This window comes from Streptomyces sp. NPDC046881, assembly GCF_040645015.1.
Taxonomy (GTDB): domain Bacteria; phylum Actinomycetota; class Actinomycetes; order Streptomycetales; family Streptomycetaceae; genus Streptomyces.
On record NZ_JBEYXJ010000059.1, the window covers coordinates 31,187 to 50,440 of the forward strand.

At 72.4% G+C, this 19,254-nt stretch carries 18 protein-coding genes; 9 read left to right on the plus strand and 9 right to left on the minus strand.

The features are described from left to right. Positions 1 to 181: 181 nt before the first annotated feature. On the minus strand, positions 182 to 1,963 hold the full coding sequence (locus tag ABZ923_RS25445) for a protein kinase (RefSeq protein ID WP_361475740.1): 1,782 nt from the start codon (positions 1,961 to 1,963) through the stop codon (positions 182 to 184). A 291-nt stretch (positions 1,964 to 2,254) separates the two neighbouring features. Continuing rightward, on the minus strand, positions 2,255 to 2,623 hold the full coding sequence (locus ABZ923_RS25450; RefSeq protein ID WP_361475742.1) for a hypothetical protein: 369 nt from the start codon (positions 2,621 to 2,623) through the stop codon (positions 2,255 to 2,257). 541 nt (positions 2,624 to 3,164) lie between these two features. Between ABZ923_RS25450 and ABZ923_RS25455 the strand changes: the two genes are divergently transcribed. Next, positions 3,165 to 3,593 carry a hypothetical protein gene (locus ABZ923_RS25455; RefSeq protein ID WP_361475744.1) on the plus strand — a complete coding sequence of 143 codons (429 nt, stop codon included), beginning with the start codon at positions 3,165 to 3,167 and terminating at the stop codon, positions 3,591 to 3,593. Between the two features lie 247 nt (positions 3,594 to 3,840). Here the strand turns inward: ABZ923_RS25455 and ABZ923_RS25460 are convergent, their stop codons facing one another. From ABZ923_RS25460 to ABZ923_RS25470, 3 genes are all read right to left on the minus strand, one after another. Continuing rightward, on the minus strand, positions 3,841 to 4,332 hold the full coding sequence (locus ABZ923_RS25460) for an SPW repeat protein (RefSeq protein ID WP_361475746.1): 492 nt from the start codon (positions 4,330 to 4,332) through the stop codon (positions 3,841 to 3,843). Between the two features lie 133 nt (positions 4,333 to 4,465). Then, on the minus strand, positions 4,466 to 5,011 hold the full coding sequence (locus ABZ923_RS25465; RefSeq protein WP_361475748.1) for a hypothetical protein: 546 nt from the start codon (positions 5,009 to 5,011) through the stop codon (positions 4,466 to 4,468). Between the two features lie 63 nt (positions 5,012 to 5,074). Then, positions 5,075 to 5,452, minus strand: a complete 378-nt coding sequence (locus ABZ923_RS25470) for an ArsR family transcriptional regulator (RefSeq protein ID WP_361475775.1) — start codon at positions 5,450 to 5,452, stop codon at positions 5,075 to 5,077. Between the two features lie 183 nt (positions 5,453 to 5,635). Between ABZ923_RS25470 and ABZ923_RS25475 the strand changes: the two genes are divergently transcribed. After that, entirely contained in the window at positions 5,636 to 6,853 is a 1,218-nt protein-coding gene (locus tag ABZ923_RS25475) for an MFS transporter (protein WP_361475750.1), read from the plus strand. A gap of 303 nt (positions 6,854 to 7,156) precedes the next feature. On the opposite strand, the gene ABZ923_RS25480 is transcribed toward ABZ923_RS25475, so the two are convergent. Then, positions 7,157 to 8,206, minus strand: coding sequence for a Ku protein (locus tag ABZ923_RS25480; RefSeq protein WP_361475752.1), 1,050 nt, complete (start codon positions 8,204 to 8,206; stop codon positions 7,157 to 7,159). Between the two features lie 44 nt (positions 8,207 to 8,250). Between ABZ923_RS25480 and ligD the strand changes: the two genes are divergently transcribed. Next, a complete protein-coding gene (gene ligD / locus ABZ923_RS25485; RefSeq protein ID WP_361475754.1) occupies positions 8,251 to 9,138 on the plus strand; it encodes a non-homologous end-joining DNA ligase in 888 nt (295 codons plus the stop codon). A 7-nt stretch (positions 9,139 to 9,145) separates the two neighbouring features. On the opposite strand, the gene ABZ923_RS25490 is transcribed toward ligD, so the two are convergent. After that, the gene (locus ABZ923_RS25490; protein ID WP_361475756.1) at positions 9,146 to 9,949 is read right to left on the minus strand and encodes a nuclease-related domain-containing protein; all 804 of its coding nucleotides are present in this window, start codon (positions 9,947 to 9,949) and stop codon (positions 9,146 to 9,148) included. 100 nt (positions 9,950 to 10,049) lie between these two features. Between ABZ923_RS25490 and ABZ923_RS25495 the strand changes: the two genes are divergently transcribed. From ABZ923_RS25495 to ABZ923_RS25515, 5 genes are all read left to right on the plus strand, one after another. Next, complete coding sequence (locus ABZ923_RS25495; RefSeq protein ID WP_361475758.1) at positions 10,050 to 10,556, plus strand: protein phosphatase; 507 nt, start codon at positions 10,050 to 10,052, stop codon at positions 10,554 to 10,556. A 574-nt stretch (positions 10,557 to 11,130) separates the two neighbouring features. Next, positions 11,131 to 11,865, plus strand: a complete 735-nt coding sequence (locus ABZ923_RS25500) for a hypothetical protein (protein WP_361475760.1) — start codon at positions 11,131 to 11,133, stop codon at positions 11,863 to 11,865. Continuing rightward, positions 11,862 to 13,118 (plus strand): HAMP domain-containing sensor histidine kinase, encoded by a 1,257-nt coding sequence (locus ABZ923_RS25505; protein ID WP_361475762.1) that lies wholly within the window; start codon positions 11,862 to 11,864, stop codon positions 13,116 to 13,118. Before ABZ923_RS25500 ends, ABZ923_RS25505 begins: the two co-directional genes overlap by 4 nt. 48 nt (positions 13,119 to 13,166) lie before the next feature. Next, complete coding sequence (locus ABZ923_RS25510) at positions 13,167 to 14,528, plus strand: FtsW/RodA/SpoVE family cell cycle protein (protein WP_361475764.1); 1,362 nt, start codon at positions 13,167 to 13,169, stop codon at positions 14,526 to 14,528. 35 nt (positions 14,529 to 14,563) lie between these two features. Further along, positions 14,564 to 16,021, plus strand: a complete 1,458-nt coding sequence (locus ABZ923_RS25515) for a penicillin-binding transpeptidase domain-containing protein (protein WP_361475777.1) — start codon at positions 14,564 to 14,566, stop codon at positions 16,019 to 16,021. Between the two features lie 3 nt (positions 16,022 to 16,024). Here the strand turns inward: ABZ923_RS25515 and ABZ923_RS25520 are convergent, their stop codons facing one another. Then, positions 16,025 to 16,864 (minus strand): hypothetical protein, encoded by an 840-nt coding sequence (locus ABZ923_RS25520; protein ID WP_361475779.1) that lies wholly within the window; start codon positions 16,862 to 16,864, stop codon positions 16,025 to 16,027. A gap of 59 nt (positions 16,865 to 16,923) precedes the next feature. Then, complete coding sequence (locus tag ABZ923_RS25525) at positions 16,924 to 18,033, minus strand: ferritin-like domain-containing protein (RefSeq protein WP_361475766.1); 1,110 nt, start codon at positions 18,031 to 18,033, stop codon at positions 16,924 to 16,926. A 123-nt stretch (positions 18,034 to 18,156) separates the two neighbouring features. Here ABZ923_RS25525 and ABZ923_RS25530 point away from each other — a divergent pair, with 123 nt between their 5' ends. After that, entirely contained in the window at positions 18,157 to 19,095 is a 939-nt protein-coding gene (locus ABZ923_RS25530) for a diiron oxygenase (protein ID WP_361475767.1), read from the plus strand. Positions 19,096 to 19,254: the final 159 nt, after the last annotated feature.

The window sequence follows — 19,254 nt, forward strand, 5'->3', positions numbered from 1 at the left end:
CCGAGGAGCACCACCACAGTTGGAAGTGAGCCCAGCCTGTGTGAGGTGACGTCCATGGCTGACATCAGCGACAGCGGACAGCAGCGGCGCGGTGCGGTCTGACACGGCCACGGCCGTCCCGCGCAGCACGGGGGGACAGGCGGTCAGACCGAACTCCTAGAGTGGGTTTGGTCCTCGGCCTCTAATGCGTCGGGCTTGGGCTGGGCGGTGCACCGGTAGACGTGCCGCCCTTCGAGGGACTTGGTGATGGGGGCGTCGTGCCAGCGGTTGGCGCCGTCGCAGATGTCGTCCGGCTCGGGCCAGCGGTCCCGGCTGCGGTCGGCACGGGTCGTGGCGGCGGTGACGCCGATCCGGGCGGCCTCGAGCTCCCGGGCGGTGCAGAGGCGCTGCGGCTCGAGCTCGGGGCAGCCGCCGGATAAGAAGCGCCGAGTGTCCTGGAGACGGGCTGGGCATGAGATCCGGTTGCCGCAGCCGCAGGGTGGGACGCACCGAATGCCCTGGAGGGGGACTGAGCGCCGTGAGATCCGGTGGGTGGGAGGGCACCGGGCCCGCTCTTGGCAGTCGCCGTACCGGAGGGCGGGTGCGAGGAGGTTTCGGCGGGCGTCGCTGCTGCCCGGTCGTCGCTTCCGCCAGTGCTCGATGTGACGGCAAGAGTCGCGCCTAGGGCCACGGAGAGGGCCAGGGCCGTCCCCGCTGCCAGGCGACGGCTGTGGCGAGTGCCGCCGGGGAGGTTGCGTCGGGTGACTGCCGCCTCCTGAGAGCGTATGTGCTCTTCCGTTCCGGGGTCGGCGGCCGGCGGCATCGGACGGCCCGCCTCGGAGGGCGCCGAGAGCGGCAGGGGGTATGGATCAGGTCCGGTGTTCCGGGAGGCGAGGGCTTGCGCGCACTGCTCGGCGTCCGGACGGGCCTCGGGGTCCTGGGCGGTCATGGCCCGCAGCAGGGCCGCGAGGTCCGAGGGGAGCCAGGTGGGGACTTCGGGTGGGCGGTGCAGGCGGGCGACTGTCGCTTCCAACGGCGTGCCCTGGTACTCCAGTTCGCCTTTCAAGCACTCCAGCAGGACCAGGCCGAGCGCGTAGACGTCGGCGGCCGGCCCGATCCGCCTGCCCTCAACCTGTTCCGGTGCCATATAGGCGGCGGTGCCTATCAGCACGTCCGGCGCCGTATGGCGGGTGGCGTTGGCCAGGCGCGCGATGCCGAAATCAGCCAGGTGAGGAGCACCCGCCGCGTCGAGGAGGATGTTCGACGGTTTGATGTCCCGGTGCACGACGCCGGCGCGGTGGACATAGGCCAGCACCCGCGCGAGGGCGGCGCCCACATCTACCACACGCCGCTCCGACAGCGCTCCACACGCCAAAAGGCTGCGCAGCGTGGTGCCCTTGATCAGTTGCATGACCAGGTAGGGGCGGTCGTCGTGGCGGCCGGCGTCGTAGACGGTGACCAGTCCCGGGTGCTGCAGGCGGGCCAGAAGGACGGCCTCCGCGGTGAGACGGTCCTCCGTCTGCGGGTCCGGGCCCGGTCGGAACACCTTGACGGCCACGGGCCTCCGAAGGCGCGTGTCAACGCCCTCGTACACGTCGGCCATGCCTCCCGATCCGATTCTCGCGCCCAACCGGTAGCGGCCGGAGAGGACTTCGGCGGGCTGCACATCCGCTGGAACCGGCGCTGGCGTCGGCGGGGCTGCTGATTGGCGGGCCTTCATCTGGTTCTCCGTTGCTGTCACCGCGTACCGGACTCGGCCATGGGCCATGCTGAGAGGCGGGTACCCCCAGCCTGTGTCAGATATCCGGACCAAGTCGGCGCAGCGACGAAAACGGCCCCACTTTCCCCTGGCTGGCGCGTTGCGGCAGGTCGGGCAAGCTGTCAGCCGGACAACTGCCGTCGTCGCCAAGCTCCGCCGCGCCGTCAGCCGCTTCCCCGGCAGGTCACTGACCGGTAGCCGACAGCCGGTACCGCGGGCAACCATGAAACTGGCTCGCGAGACGCCGATAACCCTCCGCCGCAGGTCATTACCACAGCGAGCCCTGACTCACCTCAGCTTCCCAAGCTGATGTCACGCGTCGGCCTGCCGCTTCGTCCGGGCTGCGGCGCTGGGGTGACAACACCTCACCGAGGACGCCGTGGAACCCGCGTTCTGACTGTGCGAGACACGCTGGACTTTCGACTTCGGCTCTCGGGGAAGGGAAAAGGCCCGCACCTGGAAAGGTGCGGGCCTTCTGGCTTGGAAGCGGGCGAACCCGTCTCCCCGTTGCCGGGGTCAGTACTTGATGACCCACATCATCTTCGGGGAGTAACTGCGGCCATGGTTGATCAGGATGCGCTTGCCGCACATCACCTTGCCGCTGACGACCTTGAAGTAGCCGCACTGCAGGGCGCCGATGGTGGTCTTCGCGTTCGGGTTCAGGCTGGAGAAGAAGAGCTGGGGAGCGTCGTGGTAGCTCCGGCCGTAGACGGGCTTCTCGCGGCCGTCCTGGCCGAGGCAGTAATCGCCGCCCGCGGAGACGTAGTTACACAGCTTCGCGGACTTGTTGTTCCACCACTGCCACTGCGTCCTCTTGCACTTCTCCTGGGTGATCTTCTTGTTGTAACCGTTCCATTCCAGGCACTTGCCCGTGGCCTTGTTCACGATGTAGAAGGTGTGGCCCGGGGCAGCCTGGGCCGACGTGGCCGGGCCGAGGAACGAGAAGGCAAACGCCAGAATGGCTAGGACGAGCCCCGATTTCTTGATGTGCTTCACAGATATACCCCCAACTCTCTGTGGCTGGTCAACCACTGCGCATGCGATCTTGCCGTCATGTAGGGGCGGGGTAAAGAGAGTTGAGTAAGAATTGAGGCATGTGATCATCGTGTGACAAGCGCTTCCAGCGGGCGAGGAAGGCCGTATCCAGGGGCTTCAGGACAGGGGCATGGCGTGAGGTGGCTGGGCGCCTGGGCGGTCATCAGTGGGGCGCGAGGAGTTGGGTCACCTGCCGCACTCGGTACCACGTGTGCCAGCGGTGCCAGGTGAGTGTCCGGCTGCGCGGCCACGCCGACGAGTAGTGCTGACGAGCGCCGGGGGCTGGCGGACCTGTTCAAGTTGAGCTGGTGGCACGCGCGTTGGGGCGCGAGGAGGGTTTGCCGACCCCTGGACTGCGTTTGCAGGGGGCGTGAGCGGTAACGCGAAGGCCATGAGTCAATCGGACAGCGACACGAATCGGAGTTCCGCGTCCAAGCGGAGTACGTCCGCCAAGGCACAGCAGACCGCGGCGAAGGCGACTGCTCCCGCGTCGCGGGCGGCGGACAAGGCGGCCGAGAAGGCCCGGGAAGGGGCGTCGGCGGCAGGGGAGGGTGCCGAGCGGGCGGCCGGGGCGGGCGCCGCGGTCGTGCGCGGTGCGGCCGACCGGGTTCATGCCGGGCGCAGGGCCGTCGTCGCCGCCTCGGGGCAGGTCGCGGCCTTCGCCAAGACGGCGGGGACGTTGATCGCCCATCGGAAGCTGCTCGCCGCCGGAGTGAGTGCGGGGTTGTCGGCGGTGAGTGCCACTTCCTACCTGGCGGGTCGCCGGGCGGGGCGTCGGACGCTCGGCCCCATCACCCGTCTGACCGGCGGGCGGATCTAAGGGGTCTCGGGCCTCCTGGAGGCCGCGGCCGACGGCAGGCAGTGGTGCGAGCGCACCTCACCGGAGGCCGTCCGCATCTTCCAAGCGCCCCCGCCTGCATCGCGAGGCCGCGCAGACCCGTGCCGGCCGCCGAACGGAATTCACAGGTATCCGAAGACCCCGGTACCAGCGGAAGCGCTGGGGCCGGGGTCTTCGTGTCTGTACGGCCGTAGGCATGTGAGGCCGGGGCGTTTCCCCCGCGCCCGGTTCAGGTCCGGCCGCCCGCGTACGGCCCGGCCATGCGGCCGGTGGTTCCGCTTTCCCGGTCGGCCGGGCGGCCGATCGCGGCGGCGGTCAGGGCCAGCAGCAGGCCCACGATGCCGACGATGACGTTGTTGACGATGGTCTTCGTGGTGGAGACGTCGCCGGCCACGACCCACGGCGAGATGATCGTCCACACGCTCAGCGCGCAGGCGGCCCACGCCATGCTGTGCACACGGTCGTAGGCCCGGCCGAAACCGCCGCTCATGAGGAGTGCGTAGGCGATGCCGGTGATCAGATTGTTGACCGCCAGGGTGGAGAACCCGTTGAAGCCCGTGATCCAGGGTGAGGCCGCGAGGTAGAGGCCGGTGAGGAGGGCCACGCTCTCGATGGCCTGCGCCTGCGGTGTGCTCGTGGTGCGCTCGGCCATTTCGTGGCGCTCGCGCATGGCGATGATGTCGGGGTGGGTCGCCATGTCGGACCGAGGAGAGGTCGCCATGTCATTTACCTCCGAAGTGTGACTTTCGTACCCTTTTGCGGGCGGGTACCCAGGAGGCGTGCAGTCACCGCTGCGGATCGAGGTGACGGGGAGGAGGCGGACGGCGACCCGCTGTACGGGGTGAAGGGCGGGGTCAGGAGCACTTCTCGTCGTTGTGGACCGCCTCGAACAGGACGTCCTCGTCGATCGTCTCGCCGGCGGCGGGGACCGTGGTGCAGACCCGCCAGTCGTTCTCGTTGTCCGTACTGCGCCCCGCGCCCGTGGCGTCGACCGCCTTGACCTCGCCGGTCAGTGCCGCCATCTGGTCCATCGCGTCCATGAGGCTGCGTCCGCTGTAGCTGGGCATGGCGTCGCCGGGCATGGCGAGGTAGCCGTCCGTCGAGGCGGGGCAGGACTCGCCCTGCTTGACGACCTGGAAGACCACCAGGGTGTCGGGGTCGGCGGCGCCGGGCTCGGGGTCCTGGGAGCAGACGCGCCAGTTGCGGTCCCAGACCTGGGCCCGGCCCCGGCCGGTGGCGTCCTCGGAGCTGAGGTTGGTGAAACCGGCGCTCTGGGCACGGTCCTGGGCCGCCTGGAGCTGGGAGCCGGTCATGTTCGGCAGTTCCTTCTGCGAGGAACATCCGCTGGTCGCCGTCAGCATCAGTGCCGCCGTCGCGGCGGCGTACGCGGATCTGCGCACGCGTCGGCTCATCGTCATCGTCACCAGGGCCCCCGTGATCTTGGTACGTGCAGGAGCGCGATCTTAGCTCGAACCCTCTTCCGGGAGGTCCGGCGTGCCCTCGGGGGTCCACGCGGCGACGAGGTCCAGGAGGCCGGGGAAGCGGGCGTTCAGGTCGGCCACCCGGACGTGGCTGCGGCGCTCCAGGCCGTACTGGCGCTGCCGGGTGACGCCCGCCTCGCGCAGGGCCCGGAAGTGGTGGGTGAGCGAGGACTTGGGGCGGTCCAGGCCGAACCAGCCGCAGGTGTGGTCGAACTCCTCCGACTCCAGGAGCAGTTTGCGGACGATCCGCAGCCGCAGCGGGTCGCTGAGCGCGCCCAGCACCGTCTCCAGCCGGAGGTCGGCGACGGCCGGCTCGGGCAGCGGGTCGGGCAGGCCGGGGGGCTCCGGCAGCACCTTGATCTCCGCCGTTCGCGGCGCATTCGCGGTTCGCGGCACCTCCGCCGTTCGCGGCGCATCCGTCGTTCGCTGCGTCCCCTCGCTTCTCTGCACGGTCAACTGCGGCTCCTTGCGCCTCGGTTCTCCCCGGTTCTCCGCCCGGCTTTCTGTACGAGTCCGATCGTACTACGTGCTAAGTTCGACTCCATGCGTACTAGTACGAGTCAAGTAGTACTGACGGAGACGACGGCCGGGGTCCGCTGGGTCTGGCTCGCCGCCTGGCCCGTGACGGCGGTGTTCGTGCTGTCCAACGCGGCCACCCCGCTGTACGTGCTGTGGCAGCGCGAGATGGGGTTCAGCAAGGGCACCTTGACCGTCGTCTTCGCCTGCTACATCGCGGGCCTGCTCGGTTCGCTCCTGGTGTCCGGCGTCGTCTCCGACCGCCTCGGCCGCAAGCCCGTGCTGCTGCCCGCGCTGGGGCTCGCCCTCGTGGCCTGCCTGGTGTTCGCGACCGCCGGGAGTGTGGCCGCGCTGATCGTCGCCCGGCTGTGCACCGGCGTCGCGGTCGGGGCCGTGGTCTCGGCGGGGATGGCCGCGGTGACCGATGTGGCCGGGCCCGCCCGGCGCCGGCTCGCGGCGCTGGTCGCCTCCTGCGCGATGGTGTTCGGGGCGGGGGTGGGGCCGTTGCTCGCGGGCGTGCTGTCCGAGACGCTGCCCGCGCCGACGGTCACGGTGTTCGTCGTGGAGGCGGTGCTGCTCTGGTCGGCCGTCGTGGTGGTGCTGCGGATGCCGGTACGGCGTCCGGGCGGGGCCGGTGACGGTGCGTGGGTGCGGGTGCCGGGTGTGCCGCGGGGGGCGGGTTGGCAGCTGGCCCTGGGGATCGCCGTGTTCGCGCCCGGCATCACCGCCACGTCGTTCGTGCTGTCGCTGGGGCCCTCGCTGCTGTCGGGGCTGCTGGGGACGGGCAGCCGGATCGTGTCCGGGGCGTTGGCCTTCGCGATGTTCCTGTGCGCCACGGGGGTGCAGTTCGCGGTACGGCGGCTGCGGCGCCGTACCGTCCTGGTCGCCGGGGCCGGCGCCACCGCCCTCGGGATGCTCACGCTGGTCGTCGCCGTGCACAGCGGGTCGGTGGCGGCCCTCGGCGGCGCCGCGGTGCTGGCGGGGGCCGGGCAGGGGATGGGGCAGTTGGGTGGGCTGTCGCTGTTGAACTCCACCGTGCCGGGGGCGCGGCTCGCCGAGGCCAACGCGGCGCTGAACGTGGGGGGGTACCTGCCGGCCGGGGTGCTTCCGGTCAGCGCGGGGTACTTGAGCGACGCGGTCGGGCTGACGGCGGGGGCGACGGTCTTCGGTACGGCGTTGGCCGCTCTGGCCGTGGCCGGGGGCGGGCTGGTGCTGTGGCGGCGGCGCGTGGAGCCCGTCGAGTAGCCGCACCGTACCGGTGCCGGCCGGGGGCGGGGGCGCTCACCGGCGCCCGGCGGGTACGGCACCCTGCCGGCTCGGCCGGCACGCGGTCCCCCGGGGGCGCGGGGAACGGCGCGACCAGCCACGGACGCGCCCGGGGCCCGCGCACCATCCGCACCACCGCACCACCCACGTCCTCACGGGGAGTACCGGCCCCCGGTCACGGCAGACCCCCCGCAGGCCCGACCCGGCCGGTGCCGCGACAGCACCGCACGCCACAGCAAGGCACGCCACAGCACCGCACCGCACGACACAGCACCGCAGGCCTCACGCCGAGCGTTTGCGAGACGTGGTCTTCTTCGCCGGACTCTTCTTCGCCGCCGTGCCCTTCGCCGCCGTGCTCTTCGCCGCCCCGGCCCCCGTCTTCTTCGCCCCCTCCCCCGCCTTGGAGGTCGACTTGCGCGCGGGCGTGGCCTTCTTCGCGGTGGCCGTCTTCTTCGTGGCCGTGGAGGTCGACTTCTTGCCGGCCGGCTCCTTGGGCGCGGCCCGCTCCTGCCGCAGGGGTGTGACCTCGGCCTCCGCGCCGGCGGCCGCGCGGGACTCCCGGGCCGCGCGCACGCTGTTCTCCAGGGCGGCCATCAGGTCGAGCACCTTGCCGCCGGCGGCGGGGGCCGGGGCCTCGGGCGGGGTCTCGCCGGAGGTCTTCGCGGCGATGACCTCCTCCAGTGCCTCCCGGTACTCGTCGTGCAGGTCCTCCAGGTCGACCTCGCCGAGGGTGTCCATCAGGGCGTCCGCGAGGTCGAGTTCCTTGTCCCGGATGGTGACGTCGACGTCGGGGGCGACGCCCTCCGGGGCCCGGACCTCGTCCGGCCACAGCAGCCCGTGCATGGCGATGGCGTCGCCGACGACCCGGAGCATGCCGAGGCGTTCCCGGCCGCGCAGCGCGTACTTGGCGATGGCGACCTTGTTGCTGCGTTTCAGCGCTTCACGCAGGAGGGTGTACGGCTTGGCGGCGGGGGCCCCACTGGCGGCCAGGTAGTAGGCCGCGTCCATCTGGAGCGGGTCGATGCGGTCGGCCGGGACGAACGCCACGATCTCGATCGTGCGGGCGGTGGGGATGGGCAGGTGGGAGAGGTCCTCGTCGGTGATCGGGATGATCGAGCCGTCGGCGTCCTCGTACCCCTTGCCGATCTCGGACTGCGTGACCTCGCGCTCCTCCAGTTCGCACACCTTGCGGTAGCGGATGCGGCCGTTGTCCTCGGTGTGGATCTGCCGGAAGGAGATGGCGTGGTTCTCCGTGGCGTTGACCAGCTTGATCGGGATGCTGACGAGACCGAAGGAGATGGCGCCGTTCCATATCGATCGCACGTGCCGCACCCTTCCTTTGCCGTTTTCTCCTGTTTGTCTGGGATTGTCATCCTATGACGCCTATCACAGAGGTGGAGGGGCGCCGGGTCGCGCTCAGCAACCTGGAGAAGGTGCTGTATCCGGAGACCGGCTTCACCAAAGGGGAGCTGCTGCACTACTACGCGACCACCGCCGCGGCCCTGCTGCCGCATCTGCGGTACCGGGCGGTGTCCTTCCTGCGCTATCCGGACGGCCCCGACGGGCAGCTGTTCTTCGCCAAGAACGTGCCGCCGGGTACGCCCGACTGGGTCACCACCGCCGAGGTGCCGCGGTCGTCGGCGGACAGCCCGGCCCGGATGGTGGTGGTGCAGGACCTGCCGAGCCTGGTCTGGGCGGCGAACCTGGTCGCGGAGTTCCACACGCACCAGTGGCTGGTGCAGTCCCCGCAGGAGGCGGACCGGCTGGTCCTCGACCTCGACCCGGGCGCGCCCGCGACGATCGTGCACTGCTGCGAGGTCGCCCTGTGGCTGCGCGAGCGGCTCGCGGCGGACGGGGTCGAGGCGTACGCGAAGACCGCCGGCTCCAAGGGGCTGCACCTGCTGGCGGCGGTGCGGGGCAGCTCTTCCGAGCGGACGTCGGAGTACGCGAAGGCGCTGGCGGTGGAGGCCGAGCGGGAGATGCCCCGGCTGGTGGTGCACCGGATGACGAAGAGTCTCAGGCCGGGGAAGGTGTTCGTCGACTGGAGCCAGAACGCGGCCCGCAAGACCACGGCCACCCCGTACACCGTGCGCGCCCGCCGGGTGCCGCTGGTGTCGGCGCCGGTGACCTGGGAGGAGGTCGCCGACTGCCGCAGCCCCGCGCAGCTGGAGTTCCGGGCGGAGGACATCGCCCCGCGGCTGCAGGACCTCGGCGACCTGATGGCCGCGCTGACGGACCGGGGGCGGGCCGTACCCCTGCCCTAGCCCCCCGCTACACCCTGCCCCAGGTGTTCCGGTCCCGGGCCATCCCGTGCAGGGCCTCCACGTCCGCCGGTTTGAGCACCCCGCCCAGCCGGGCCAGGCCCGTCAGCCCGGCGTCCGTCAGGATCCGCACCCCGCGCGGCTGCGCCGTCACGGTCACCTCGGCCGGGCCGACCAGGGCCAGCAGCGGGCGGACCTCGGCGGTCAGCGCGTAGGAGGCGCGGTCGGCGTCGGCGCGCAGCCGGCGCAGCAGCGGCTCGGCCTCGCGGCGGCCCAGGGTGACCATCGGGTCGGCGACCAGGACCCGGCTCTTACGGGCGTACAGGGCGTGCACGGCGAACAGGCCGCCGGGGCCGATCACCAGGTGGTGGATGCGGTCGCCACCGGGCAGCGGGACGGAGTGCAGGGTGTGCCAGCCGGCGCCCTCCAGCCCGTCCAGGGCGCCGCCCACGGTCTGCTCTGCGGTCAGGGCGCGCCGGCGCGGGTCGGGGCGCAGCCGGTGGGCGGGGCCGGGGTCGCGGTCGAGGGCGACGAGGAGGGCCTCGCCGGGGCGGTTGGGGGCGAGGTCGTCGTCCGGGTGCAGGGTGAGCCGGGCGAGTTCCGCGGGGGTGGGCACCGGGGGCGGGCCCACGGTGACGGGGCCGGTCAGGAAGGGTTGCAGGGCGTGGAGCACGTCGTCCCTGCTGTCCTCGCCCAGCAGGTTGACCCGGCCTGTCTCACGGTCGTACCAGGCGACGTTGGATCCGTCCTCGCGGCAGACGTACAGCCGCTCCCGGCCGTGCCGGAAGGCCGGCACCACGCGCAGTCCGCTCATGCGCCATCACCCCTCGACCATGGGAACAGGCGGGGTGCTCCCGGGGCAAGACCGGTTACCGTGGAGGACGGCCCTGCGAGGGGGAGTTGGGGAGGCGCCGTTGCGTACCCGCGGAAAGCAGCCCGACGTACCGGCTCCGGAGAGCCCGTGGAGCGAGATCGTGCCCGGCCTGTGGATGGGCGGGCACCAGTTCCGGGGCGGTTCGGGCCGGCTGGAGTCCGTCGTCGTACGGGACGAGTTCGATCTGGTGCAGTCGCTGCTGCGGCTGCCGGGGTACGGGCCCGACGTGGGCGTGGAGCACCATGTGTGGCCGATTCCGGACGGGCCGCTGGACGGGACGCAGCTCGCCGGGGTGATCCGGCTGGCGCGGGCGGTGAACGAGGCGCTGGACGCGGGCCGCCGGGTGCTCGTGCGCTGTTACCACGGGTACAACCGCTCGGGGCTGGTCATCGCGCACGCCCTGGTCCAGCGGGGTGACTCGGCCGACCAGGCGGTCCAGCTGATCCGGGCCCGGCGCTCGGCGTGGGCGCTGCACAACGAGCTGTTCGTGGAGTACCTGCGGGCGGGCCTGGCGACGGTACGGCTGCTGGAGGAGCTGACCGAGTAGCCGCGCACGGGCCGCTGCCCCGCCGCTCCGCCGCTCTGCCGGCCTTCCCGTCTTCCGGCCTACCGGTCTGCCGGTCTGCCGCTCGCCGGCCTTCCGGCCTCCCCGCCTTCCGGCCTTCCCGCCTTCCGGCCTTCCGGCCTTCCCGCCTCCCCGCCTTCCGGCCTCCCCGCCTTCCGGTCGACCGCTCGCCGGCCTCCCGCCTTCCGGCCTCCCCGCCTTCCGGCCTTCCCGCCTCCCCGCCTTCCCGCCTCCCCGCCTTCCGGCCTCCCCGCCTTCCGGTCTGCCGCTCGCCGGCCTCCCGCCTTACGGCCTTCCCGTCTGCCACCCTGCCGGCATTCCGGCCTGCTGGTCTGCCGGCCTGCTGGTCTGCCGGCCTTCCGGTCTCCCAGACTCCCCGCCTACCGCCCTACCGGCCCGCCCCCTGCCAACCTCCCCGCCCACCGGCCCACCGCCCTGCCAGCCTCCCCGCCCACCGCCCTACCGGCCCACCCCCCTGCCAGCCTTCCGCAGGCTCCCCCCGCGTCACCCCCCACACCCGAAGCCGTACAAAGCAGGCTTCCGTCAGAATGTAGGGATGCCAGCCCGTCCCGTGCGTGCCGCCCTCGCCGCCGTCGCCGTCGCCCTGCTGTCGGCGACGGCGGCGGCCTGCGGTGACACCGGCGGGCTGCGCGGCGCCGGGCCGACCCCGACCGCCGCCAGCCCCGCCAGGCTCTGGCCCGATCTGCGGCCGGCGTCCAGCCCGGCCTACCCCTACGACGTGGCGACCCGGGAGGTCGTCAAGGGCGTCACGGTCCCCGGTGACGACCTCCGCAGGGTCGATCCGGTGGACGTCGTCGAGGCGGAGCTGAAGGCGCACCCCTCCGACTACGGGTCGAAGGGGGCGTACCACGCGACGGTGGACCGGATGCGGCAGTGCCGGCCGGGCGGTGACCGGGCCCGGTGCCCGCTGCTGAAGCCGTACTACCGGGACCTCACGGGGGACGGCCGGGCGGATCTGACGCTCGGCTTCCGGCTGTACCCGACCAACCAGACGGCGGTGCGGGTGTACACCGTCGAGCGGCACCGGCTGGTGCAGGTGCTGGCCGACAACGACGCGATCGTCGGGGTGGAGCTGGCCGGCCGGTCGCTGATCGAGCGTTCGCCGGCCGACATCTCGGGCTACGAGTACCGCACCACCTGGGAGTGGGACCCGGGCCAGCGCGCGATGGTCTTCTCCCGCGACGAGTACCTGCACGTCGGCGACGGCCGCACGAGCAGGACCCCGTCCCCGTCGGCCTCCCCCGCGGCGACCTCGGCGAGCCCGCGATGAGGCTCGCGCTGCCGCCCTGGGCCGGGGCCCTCGCCGTGAAGGCCGCCGCGTTCATCACGGTGATGTGCTGCGCGCTGGCCGCGCTGCTCGGCGTGCTCGTCCACGTCTCGGTGACCAACCAGACCGTCGGCCAGGCCCGCGATCTGGCGCTGGCCCGGCTCGCGGACGCCACCCGGGCGTACGAGGCCGGGGACACGCTGCTGCCGGGTGCCGGGGTGGACCCGCGGGGGCTGCCGGCGCCGCTGCGGACGCTGGCGGTAACCGGGCAGCGCGGCACGATGGTCGCCACCCACCAGGGCCGGCCGACCATGTGGGCGGCGGGGCCGGTGGCCGGGCACCGGGCGCTGGCCGTGGAGGTCGACTACTCGCAGCAGTCCCGCACCATCGCCGGTCTCGACCAGTCGATCCTGTGGTCGTCGGGGCTGGCGATCGGCGCGACCGTGCTGGTCGGCGTGTTCGCGGTGACCCGGGTGACCCGGCGGCTGCACGGCACCGCGCGGGTGGCCCGGCGGATCAGCGCCGGCGACCTGGACGCCCGGGTGAACGACCCCCGGACGCAGGATCCGACCCGCCCGCAGGACGAGGTCGCCGTGGTGGCCGCGGCCCTGGACACGATGGCGTCGACCCTGCAGAGCAAGCTGCTGAGCGAACAGCGGTTCACCGCGGACGTCGCGCACGAGCTGCGCACTCCGCTGACCGGGCTGCACGCGGCGGCCGAGCTGCTGCCGCCCGGTCGGCCGACGGAGCTGGTGCGTGACCGGGTGGCGGCGCTGCGCACGCTCACCGAGGACCTGCTGGAGATCTCCCGGCTGGACACCGGGCGGGAGCGGCTGGAGGTCGGCACGGAGCAGCTGGGCGCGCTGGCCGAGCGGGTGGTACGGGCCTCGGGCACCGACACCGAGGTGCGGATCCTGCGGGACGTCCGGGTGGACACCGACCGGCGGCGGCTGGAGCGGGTGCTGGGGAACCTGGTGGCCAACGCGCACAAGCACGGGGCGCCGCCGGTGGTGCTGACGGTGGACGGGCCGGTGGTGACCGTGCGGGACCACGGGGGCGGGTATCCGCGGTACCTGGTGGCGCACGGGCCGCAGCGGTTCCGTACCGAGGGCGGGGCCACGGGGCACGGGCTCGGGCTGACCATCGCGGTGGGGCAGGCGGAGGTGCTGGGCGCGGGCCTGACCTTCGCCAATGCGGTGGACGGGGGCGCGGTGGCGACGCTGACGCTGCCGCCGGCGAAACCGGCGGCTCCCTGAGAGGCCCTCCTCCCGGAACAAGACGCCCCATTTGGATAGGTTCCGGGCATGACGAACGCCGGAACCACCACGGCGGCGGTCCCCGCTCCCGCGCGCGCCGCACGCCTCCCCCGGCGCCGGGGCGTCGAACTCTCCCTGCTGGTGCTGGCCGTCCTGCTGTCCGTGTACGGCTACTGCGCGGTGGGGCTGGCCCGGACCGGAACCGTCCCGCCCGGCGCCGCCGGTTACGGGGCCGGTCTCGGGGTGCTCGCCCTGTTCGCGCACATCGCGGTCCGTATCCGGGCGCCGTACGCCGATCCCCTGCCGCTGCCCATCGGCGTGCTGCTCAACGGGCTGGGGCTGGTGCTCATCTACCGGCTGGACCTGGAGACCCCGGGCGATCAGGCGGCCCCCACCCAACTGGTGTGGTCGACGCTGGGGGTGGGCCTGTTCATCGCCGTCGTCCTGGTGCTGCGCGACCACCGGGTGCTCCAGCGGTACTCGTACGTGTGCGTGGTGGCCGCCCTCGCCCTGCTGGCGCTGCCGATCCTGTTCCCGGCGGTCAACGGCGCCCGGATCTGGATCCGGATCGCCGGGTTCTCCATCCAGCCGGGCGAGTTCGCGAAGGTGCTGCTCGCGGTGTTCTTCGCCGCCTATCTGGCCGCCAACCGCAGCGCGCTCGCGTACACCGGCCGGCGGCTGTGGCGGTTGCAGTTCCCGACCGGGCGGGTGCTCGGGCCGATCCTGACGATCTGGCTGGTGAGCGTGGGCGTGCTGGTGCTGGAGCGGGACCTGGGGACCTCGCTGCTGTTCTTCGGGCTGTTCGTGGTGCTGCTGTACGTCGCCACCGGGCGCACCGGCTGGATCGCGGTGGGGCTGCTGCTGGCCGTGGTCGGCGCGTTCGCCGTGGGGCGTCTGGAGCCGCACGTGGGCGGCCGGATCGAGGACTGGCTGCACCCGTTCGCCACCATCGAGGCCGGGCAGGGCCCCAACCAGCTCTCCCAGTCGTTGTTCGCCTTCGCCGCCGGCGGGGTCCTCGGTACCGGGCTCGGGCTCGGGCACTCGATCCTGATCGGCTTCGCCGTCAAGTCGGACTTCATCCTGGCGACCGCCGGGGAGGAGCTGGGGCTCGGGGGCCTCGCGGCGATCGTGCTGCTGTACGCGCTGCTGGTGGAGCGCGGTTACCGGGCGGGCCTGGCGCTGCGCGAGCCGTTCGGCCGGCTCCTCGCGGTCGGGCTGGCCTCGATCGTGGCGCTGCAGGTGTTCGTGATCGCGGGCGGGGTGACGGGGCTGATCCCGCTGACCGGCATGGCGATGCCGTTCCTCGCCCAGGGGGGCTCCTCGGTGGTCACCAACTGGGCGATCGTGGCGCTGCTGGTCCGGGTGAGCGATTCGGCGCGCAGCCAGTACGACGGCCGGGAGGCACCGTGAGCGACTACGACCGGCTCCCCGAGGGCGGGCGGCCGATGGGGAGGTACATCCGGCACGCCTGCGGCTTCTGCGCCCTGCTGCTGGCGGCCCTGCTGGCCAACGCGGCCCGCGTGCAGGTCGTGCAGTCACGGGAGTACGACGGCAATCCGGCCAACCGCCGCGCCACCATCGCCCGTTACCAGCAGCCGCGCGGGAACATCCTGGTGGGCGGCGAGCCGGTCACCGGGTCGGTGGACACCGGCGAACAGCTGCGCTACGAACGCACGTACGGCAACGGCCCGCTGTACGCGCCGGTCACCGGGTTCTCCTCGCAGACGTACGGCACCACGTTCCTGGAGCACACCGAGGACGGGGTGCTCTCCGGCACCGATCCGATGCTGGCGCCGCTGCCGCTGTGGGGCGACGTGTCCCGGGCGCCGAACCGCGGCGGGGACGTGGTGACGACCCTCAGCCGGCGGGCGCAGGAGGCCGCGTACCGGGGGCTCGCCGGGCGCAAGGGCGCGGTGGCCGCGGTCGAGCCGGCCACGGGCCGCGTCCTGGCGCTGGTGACCAGCCCGTCGTACGACCCGTCGGAGCTGTCGGGCAACAACGAGGCGGTGTCGGCGGCGTGGGCCCGGCTCAACCACGACCCGGAGAAGCCGATGCTCAACCGGGCGGTACGGCAGACCTATCCGCCGGGGTCGACGTTCAAGGTGGTCACCGCGGCGGCGGCGCTGGACGCGGGCGTGGTCACGGACCTGGACGCGCCCACCGACTCCCCCGACCCCTACCGGCTGCCCGGCACCACCACCCGGCTGACCAACGAGGGCGACGGCTGTCGGAACGCCTCGGTGCGGGACGCCTTCGAGTGGTCCTGCAACACGGTGTTCGCGAAGCTGGGCGTGGACGTGGGGGTGCGGGACATGGCGACGACGGCCCAGGCGTTCGGGTTCAACGACACGGGCGTGCGCATCCCCTTCACCGTGTCGCCGAGCACCTTCGACACCAGGGTGGACCGGGCACAGCTGGCGCTGTCCTCGATCGGGCAGTACAACACCCGGGCCACCCCGCTGCAGATGGCGATGGTCGCGGCGGCGGTCGCGGACGGCGGCCGGCTGCGTCCGCCGTACCTGGTGGAGCGGACCACCCGGCACGGCGGCGAGACGGTCACCGGCAGCGCGGCCGGGCCGGGGCGGCAGGTGATGCGGCCGGACACCGCGGCCCGGCTGAAGGAGCTGATGGCCGGCGTGGTCGAGGAGGGCACCGGGACCAACGCGGCGATCCCCGGCGCGCTGGTCGGCGGCAAGACCGGCACCGCCCAGCACGGGGTCGGCAACGCCGGGGTGCCCTACGCCTGGTTCGTCTCCTGGGCGCAGCGCGAGGGCGCGCCGGAGCCGCAGGTGGCGGTCGCGGTGGTGGTGGAGGACGCCTCGGCGGACCGGGGCGAGATCAGCGGCGGCGGGGACGCGGCGCCGATCGCGCGGGACGTGATGCGGGCCGTGCTCGGGCGGTGAGGGTCAGCCGGCCGGCCGGAGCATCTCGGAGCGGATCCGGAGGGTGTTGCGGGCGGCCTTGTCGAGGTCGACCTCGGCGGCGTCCTTCACGGTGGGGTCGACCTCGCCGACGACGGCCGCCGTGTTGCCGTCCGCCCAGGCGCAGACCGGGTAGGTGATCGTCACCCCGGAGCTGCGCTGGGTGAGGACCTGGCAGCTGACCGGGGTGTCCGCGCCGGGCGGGGTGACGTCGCGCGCGGGCTCCTCGACCGTCACGCCGGTGGACTCGGCGGCACCCTTGAGCATGCTGCGGCGCACCGTGGTCTCGTTCTTGAACCGGCCGTACATGCCGGACACGAGCAGCATGGCCTGGGAGTCGTCGCCGGGCGAGTAGCGGCCCACGGCGGCGTGGATGTCCCTGGCGTCCCAGGCGCCGTCGGCCTCCTTCTCGATCTTCTTGCCCTCGGTGCCGGAGAGGTCCTCGGCGAGGGTGTACTTCGCGTCGAGCAGGCTGTGGGGCAGGGTCAGTTCGTGCTCCGCCGCGGGGAAGCCGCTCTCGGCCACGGCGCCGATCAGCACGAGGGCGACGATCACGAGCGTGACGGCACCGCCCACGATCCCGAGCACCAGCCCGGTCCGGCGCTTCTTCGGCGGCGGGGCCATGGGCGGCACGCCCCAGCCGGGGTACGGCTGCTGCGGGTAGGGCGGCTGCGGGGGGTACGGCTGCTGCTGCGGGTACGGCTGCTGCTGCGGGTGCGGCTGCTGCTGGGGGTACGGGGAGCCGTACGGCCCCGGGGCCGGCTGGCCGTAGGGGTACGGCTGCTGGGGCTGCTGCGGATACGGCGGCTGGTGCGGCGGAGGCATGGACACGCCAGCACGCTACTGCACCCGGGTGACAGCCCCGGCACCGTGCCCGCGTCCGGTCAGTCCTCGGCCGCCCCCGACTCGATCGCCTCCTCCACCTCGGCCACCCGGGCCCGCTCCTCGGCGGCGAAGCGCTCGGCGTCCAGTCGCTCGGCGAGTTCCTCGTCCTGCGCCATCAGCAGGTCCAGGTCGGAGTCGCCCAGCTCCAGGACGCCCATGTCCACGTAGGCCTGCTGGAGCCGCTTGCCCCACAGCCCGATGTCCTTGACGCACGGGACGATGCGGCTGAAGAGCAGCTTCCGGAAGAGCCGGAGGAACTCGGACCGTTCGCTCAGCGCCTCCGCCTCGGCCTTCGGGATGCCGAAGTTCTCCAGCACCTCCACCCCGCGCAGCCGGTCGCGCATCAGATAGCAGCCCTCGATCACGAACTCCTCGCGCTCGCGCAGTTCGGCGTCGGTGAGCTGCTTGTAGTAGTCGCGCAGCGCCATCCGGCCGAAGGCGACGTGCCGGGCCTCGTCCTGCATGACGTAGGTGAGGATCTGCTGGGGCAGCGGCTTGTTCGTGGTGTCCCGGATCATGCCGAAGGCGGCCAGCGCCAGGCCCTCGATCAGTACCTGCATGCCGAGGTAGGGCATGTCCCAGCGGCTGTCGCGCAGGGTGTCGCCGAGCAGCGACTGGAGGTTGTCGTTGACCGGGTAGACGAGGCCGATCTTCTCGTGCAGGAACCGGCCGTAGATCTCGGCGTGCCGGGCCTCGTCCATGGTCTGGGTCGCGGAGAAGAACTTGGCGTCGAGGTCGGGCACCGACTCCACGATCCGCGCGGCGCAGATCATCGCGCCCTGCTCGCCGTGCAGGAACTGGCTGAACTGCCAGGAGGCGTAGTGCCGGCGCAGCTCGCCCCTGTCCTTCTCCGACAACTTGGCCCAGTACGGGGTGCCGTACAGGGACATGGCCTCCTCGGGCGTGCCCAGGGCGTCGTACGGGTCGACCTCCAGGTCCCAGTCGATGCGCGTCCGCCCGTCCCACTGCTTGTCCTTGCCCTTCTGGTACAGGGCGAGCAGGCGGTCGCGGCCGTCGTCGTACTCCCAGCTGAACCGGGCCGCGCCGGTGGCGGGCACCTGCCAGGGGGAGTCTCCCGGGTGGTTGGCGTAGAGGTCGTGCGTCGGCATACCCGGCAGGCTCACACGCGGACGCGGCGGCAACAAGTTGCGCGCGAGGGATTGACGGGCCTTGCTGACAAGCAGTCTCATAAGAGCACGACGACTACCCCCGGGTAACGAGGTGAGGGAGCCATGACGACCCTGACGGAAGCGGACGCGCTGGACGGGCTGCGCGACGCGCTCGGCCTGCTCAAGGACCGGGAACAGGTGGCCGAACGGCTGCTCGCCTCTTCCGCCAAGCACTCCTTCGACCCGGACGAGGAGCTGGACTGGGACGCGCCCTTCGAGGAGGGCAAGTGGTTCTGGCCGCCGGAGCTGGTCTCGCTGTACGACACCCCGATGTGGCAGCGGATGAGCGAGGAACAGCGGATCCTGCTCTCGCAGCACGAGGCCGCCGCGCTCGCCTCGCTCGGCATCTGGTTCGAGATCATCCTGATGCAGCTGCTGGTCCGGCACATCTACGACAAGGCGGCGACGAGCGCCCACGTGCGCTACGCGCTCACCGAGATCGAGGACGAGTGCCGGCACTCGAAGATGTTCGCGCGGCTGATCTCGCACGGCGGCACGCCCTGGTACCCGGTGAGCCGCGCCCACCAGAACCTCGGCCGCCTGTTCAAGACGATCTCCACCACGCCCGGGTCCTTCACCGCCACGCTGCTCGGCGAGGAGGTGCTGGACTGGATGCAGCGGCTGACGTTCCCCGACGAGCGGGTGCAGCCGCTGATCCGGGGTGTCACGCGGATCCACGTGGTGGAGGAGGCCCGGCACGTCCGGTACGCCCGTGAGGAGCTGCGGCGTCAGATGGTGACCGCACCCAAGTGGTCCCAGGAGTTCACCCGGGTCACCTCGGGCGAGTTCGCCCGCGTCTTCTCGGTCGCCTTCGTCAACCCGGACGTCTACACCAACGTCGGCCTGGACAAGCGGGAGGCGATGGCGCAGGTGAAGGCGAGCGGGCACCGCCGGGAGGTCATGCAGTCGGGCGCGAAGCGGCTGACGGACTTCCTGGACGACATCGGGGTGCTGCGGGGTGTGGGGCGGCGCCTGTGGAGGTCGTCGGGCCTGCTGGCGTAGGCGCGGGGCCGTACCGGCATGCGGCCGCGCCGCGTGGGCGCGGGTGACCCGTCGCCGGCCTCGGCGGCCCCGCGTCCGCTTCACGCGCGAGGTGGAGGCTGCCCGCGCGGTCTCCGGCTTCTACACCGCGGCCGTGGTCGACGCCGACCCGCGCGCCGC

Excerpts from the sequence above, each read along its gene's own strand:
- ABZ923_RS25445 (WP_361475740.1), bottom strand. The coding sequence starts at position 1,963 with ATGGTTGCCCGCGGTACCGGCTGTCGGCTACCGGTCAGTGACCTGCCG.
- ABZ923_RS25455 (WP_361475744.1), top strand. The coding sequence starts at position 3,165 with ATGAGTCAATCGGACAGCGACACGAATCGGAGTTCCGCGTCCAAGCGG.
- ABZ923_RS25460 (WP_361475746.1), bottom strand. The coding sequence starts at position 4,332 with ATGGCGACCTCTCCTCGGTCCGACATGGCGACCCACCCCGACATCATC.
- ABZ923_RS25475 (WP_361475750.1), top strand. The coding sequence starts at position 5,636 with ATGCGTACTAGTACGAGTCAAGTAGTACTGACGGAGACGACGGCCGGG.
- ligD (WP_361475754.1), top strand. The coding sequence starts at position 8,251 with ATGACGCCTATCACAGAGGTGGAGGGGCGCCGGGTCGCGCTCAGCAAC.
- ABZ923_RS25490 (WP_361475756.1), bottom strand. The coding sequence starts at position 9,949 with ATGAGCGGACTGCGCGTGGTGCCGGCCTTCCGGCACGGCCGGGAGCGG.
- ABZ923_RS25500 (WP_361475760.1), top strand. The coding sequence starts at position 11,131 with ATGCCAGCCCGTCCCGTGCGTGCCGCCCTCGCCGCCGTCGCCGTCGCC.
- ABZ923_RS25505 (WP_361475762.1), top strand. The coding sequence starts at position 11,862 with ATGAGGCTCGCGCTGCCGCCCTGGGCCGGGGCCCTCGCCGTGAAGGCC.
- ABZ923_RS25510 (WP_361475764.1), top strand. The coding sequence starts at position 13,167 with ATGACGAACGCCGGAACCACCACGGCGGCGGTCCCCGCTCCCGCGCGC.
- ABZ923_RS25515 (WP_361475777.1), top strand. The coding sequence starts at position 14,564 with ATGGGGAGGTACATCCGGCACGCCTGCGGCTTCTGCGCCCTGCTGCTG.
- ABZ923_RS25520 (WP_361475779.1), bottom strand. The coding sequence starts at position 16,864 with ATGCCTCCGCCGCACCAGCCGCCGTATCCGCAGCAGCCCCAGCAGCCG.
- ABZ923_RS25525 (WP_361475766.1), bottom strand. The coding sequence starts at position 18,033 with ATGCCGACGCACGACCTCTACGCCAACCACCCGGGAGACTCCCCCTGG.
- ABZ923_RS25530 (WP_361475767.1), top strand. The coding sequence starts at position 18,157 with ATGACGACCCTGACGGAAGCGGACGCGCTGGACGGGCTGCGCGACGCG.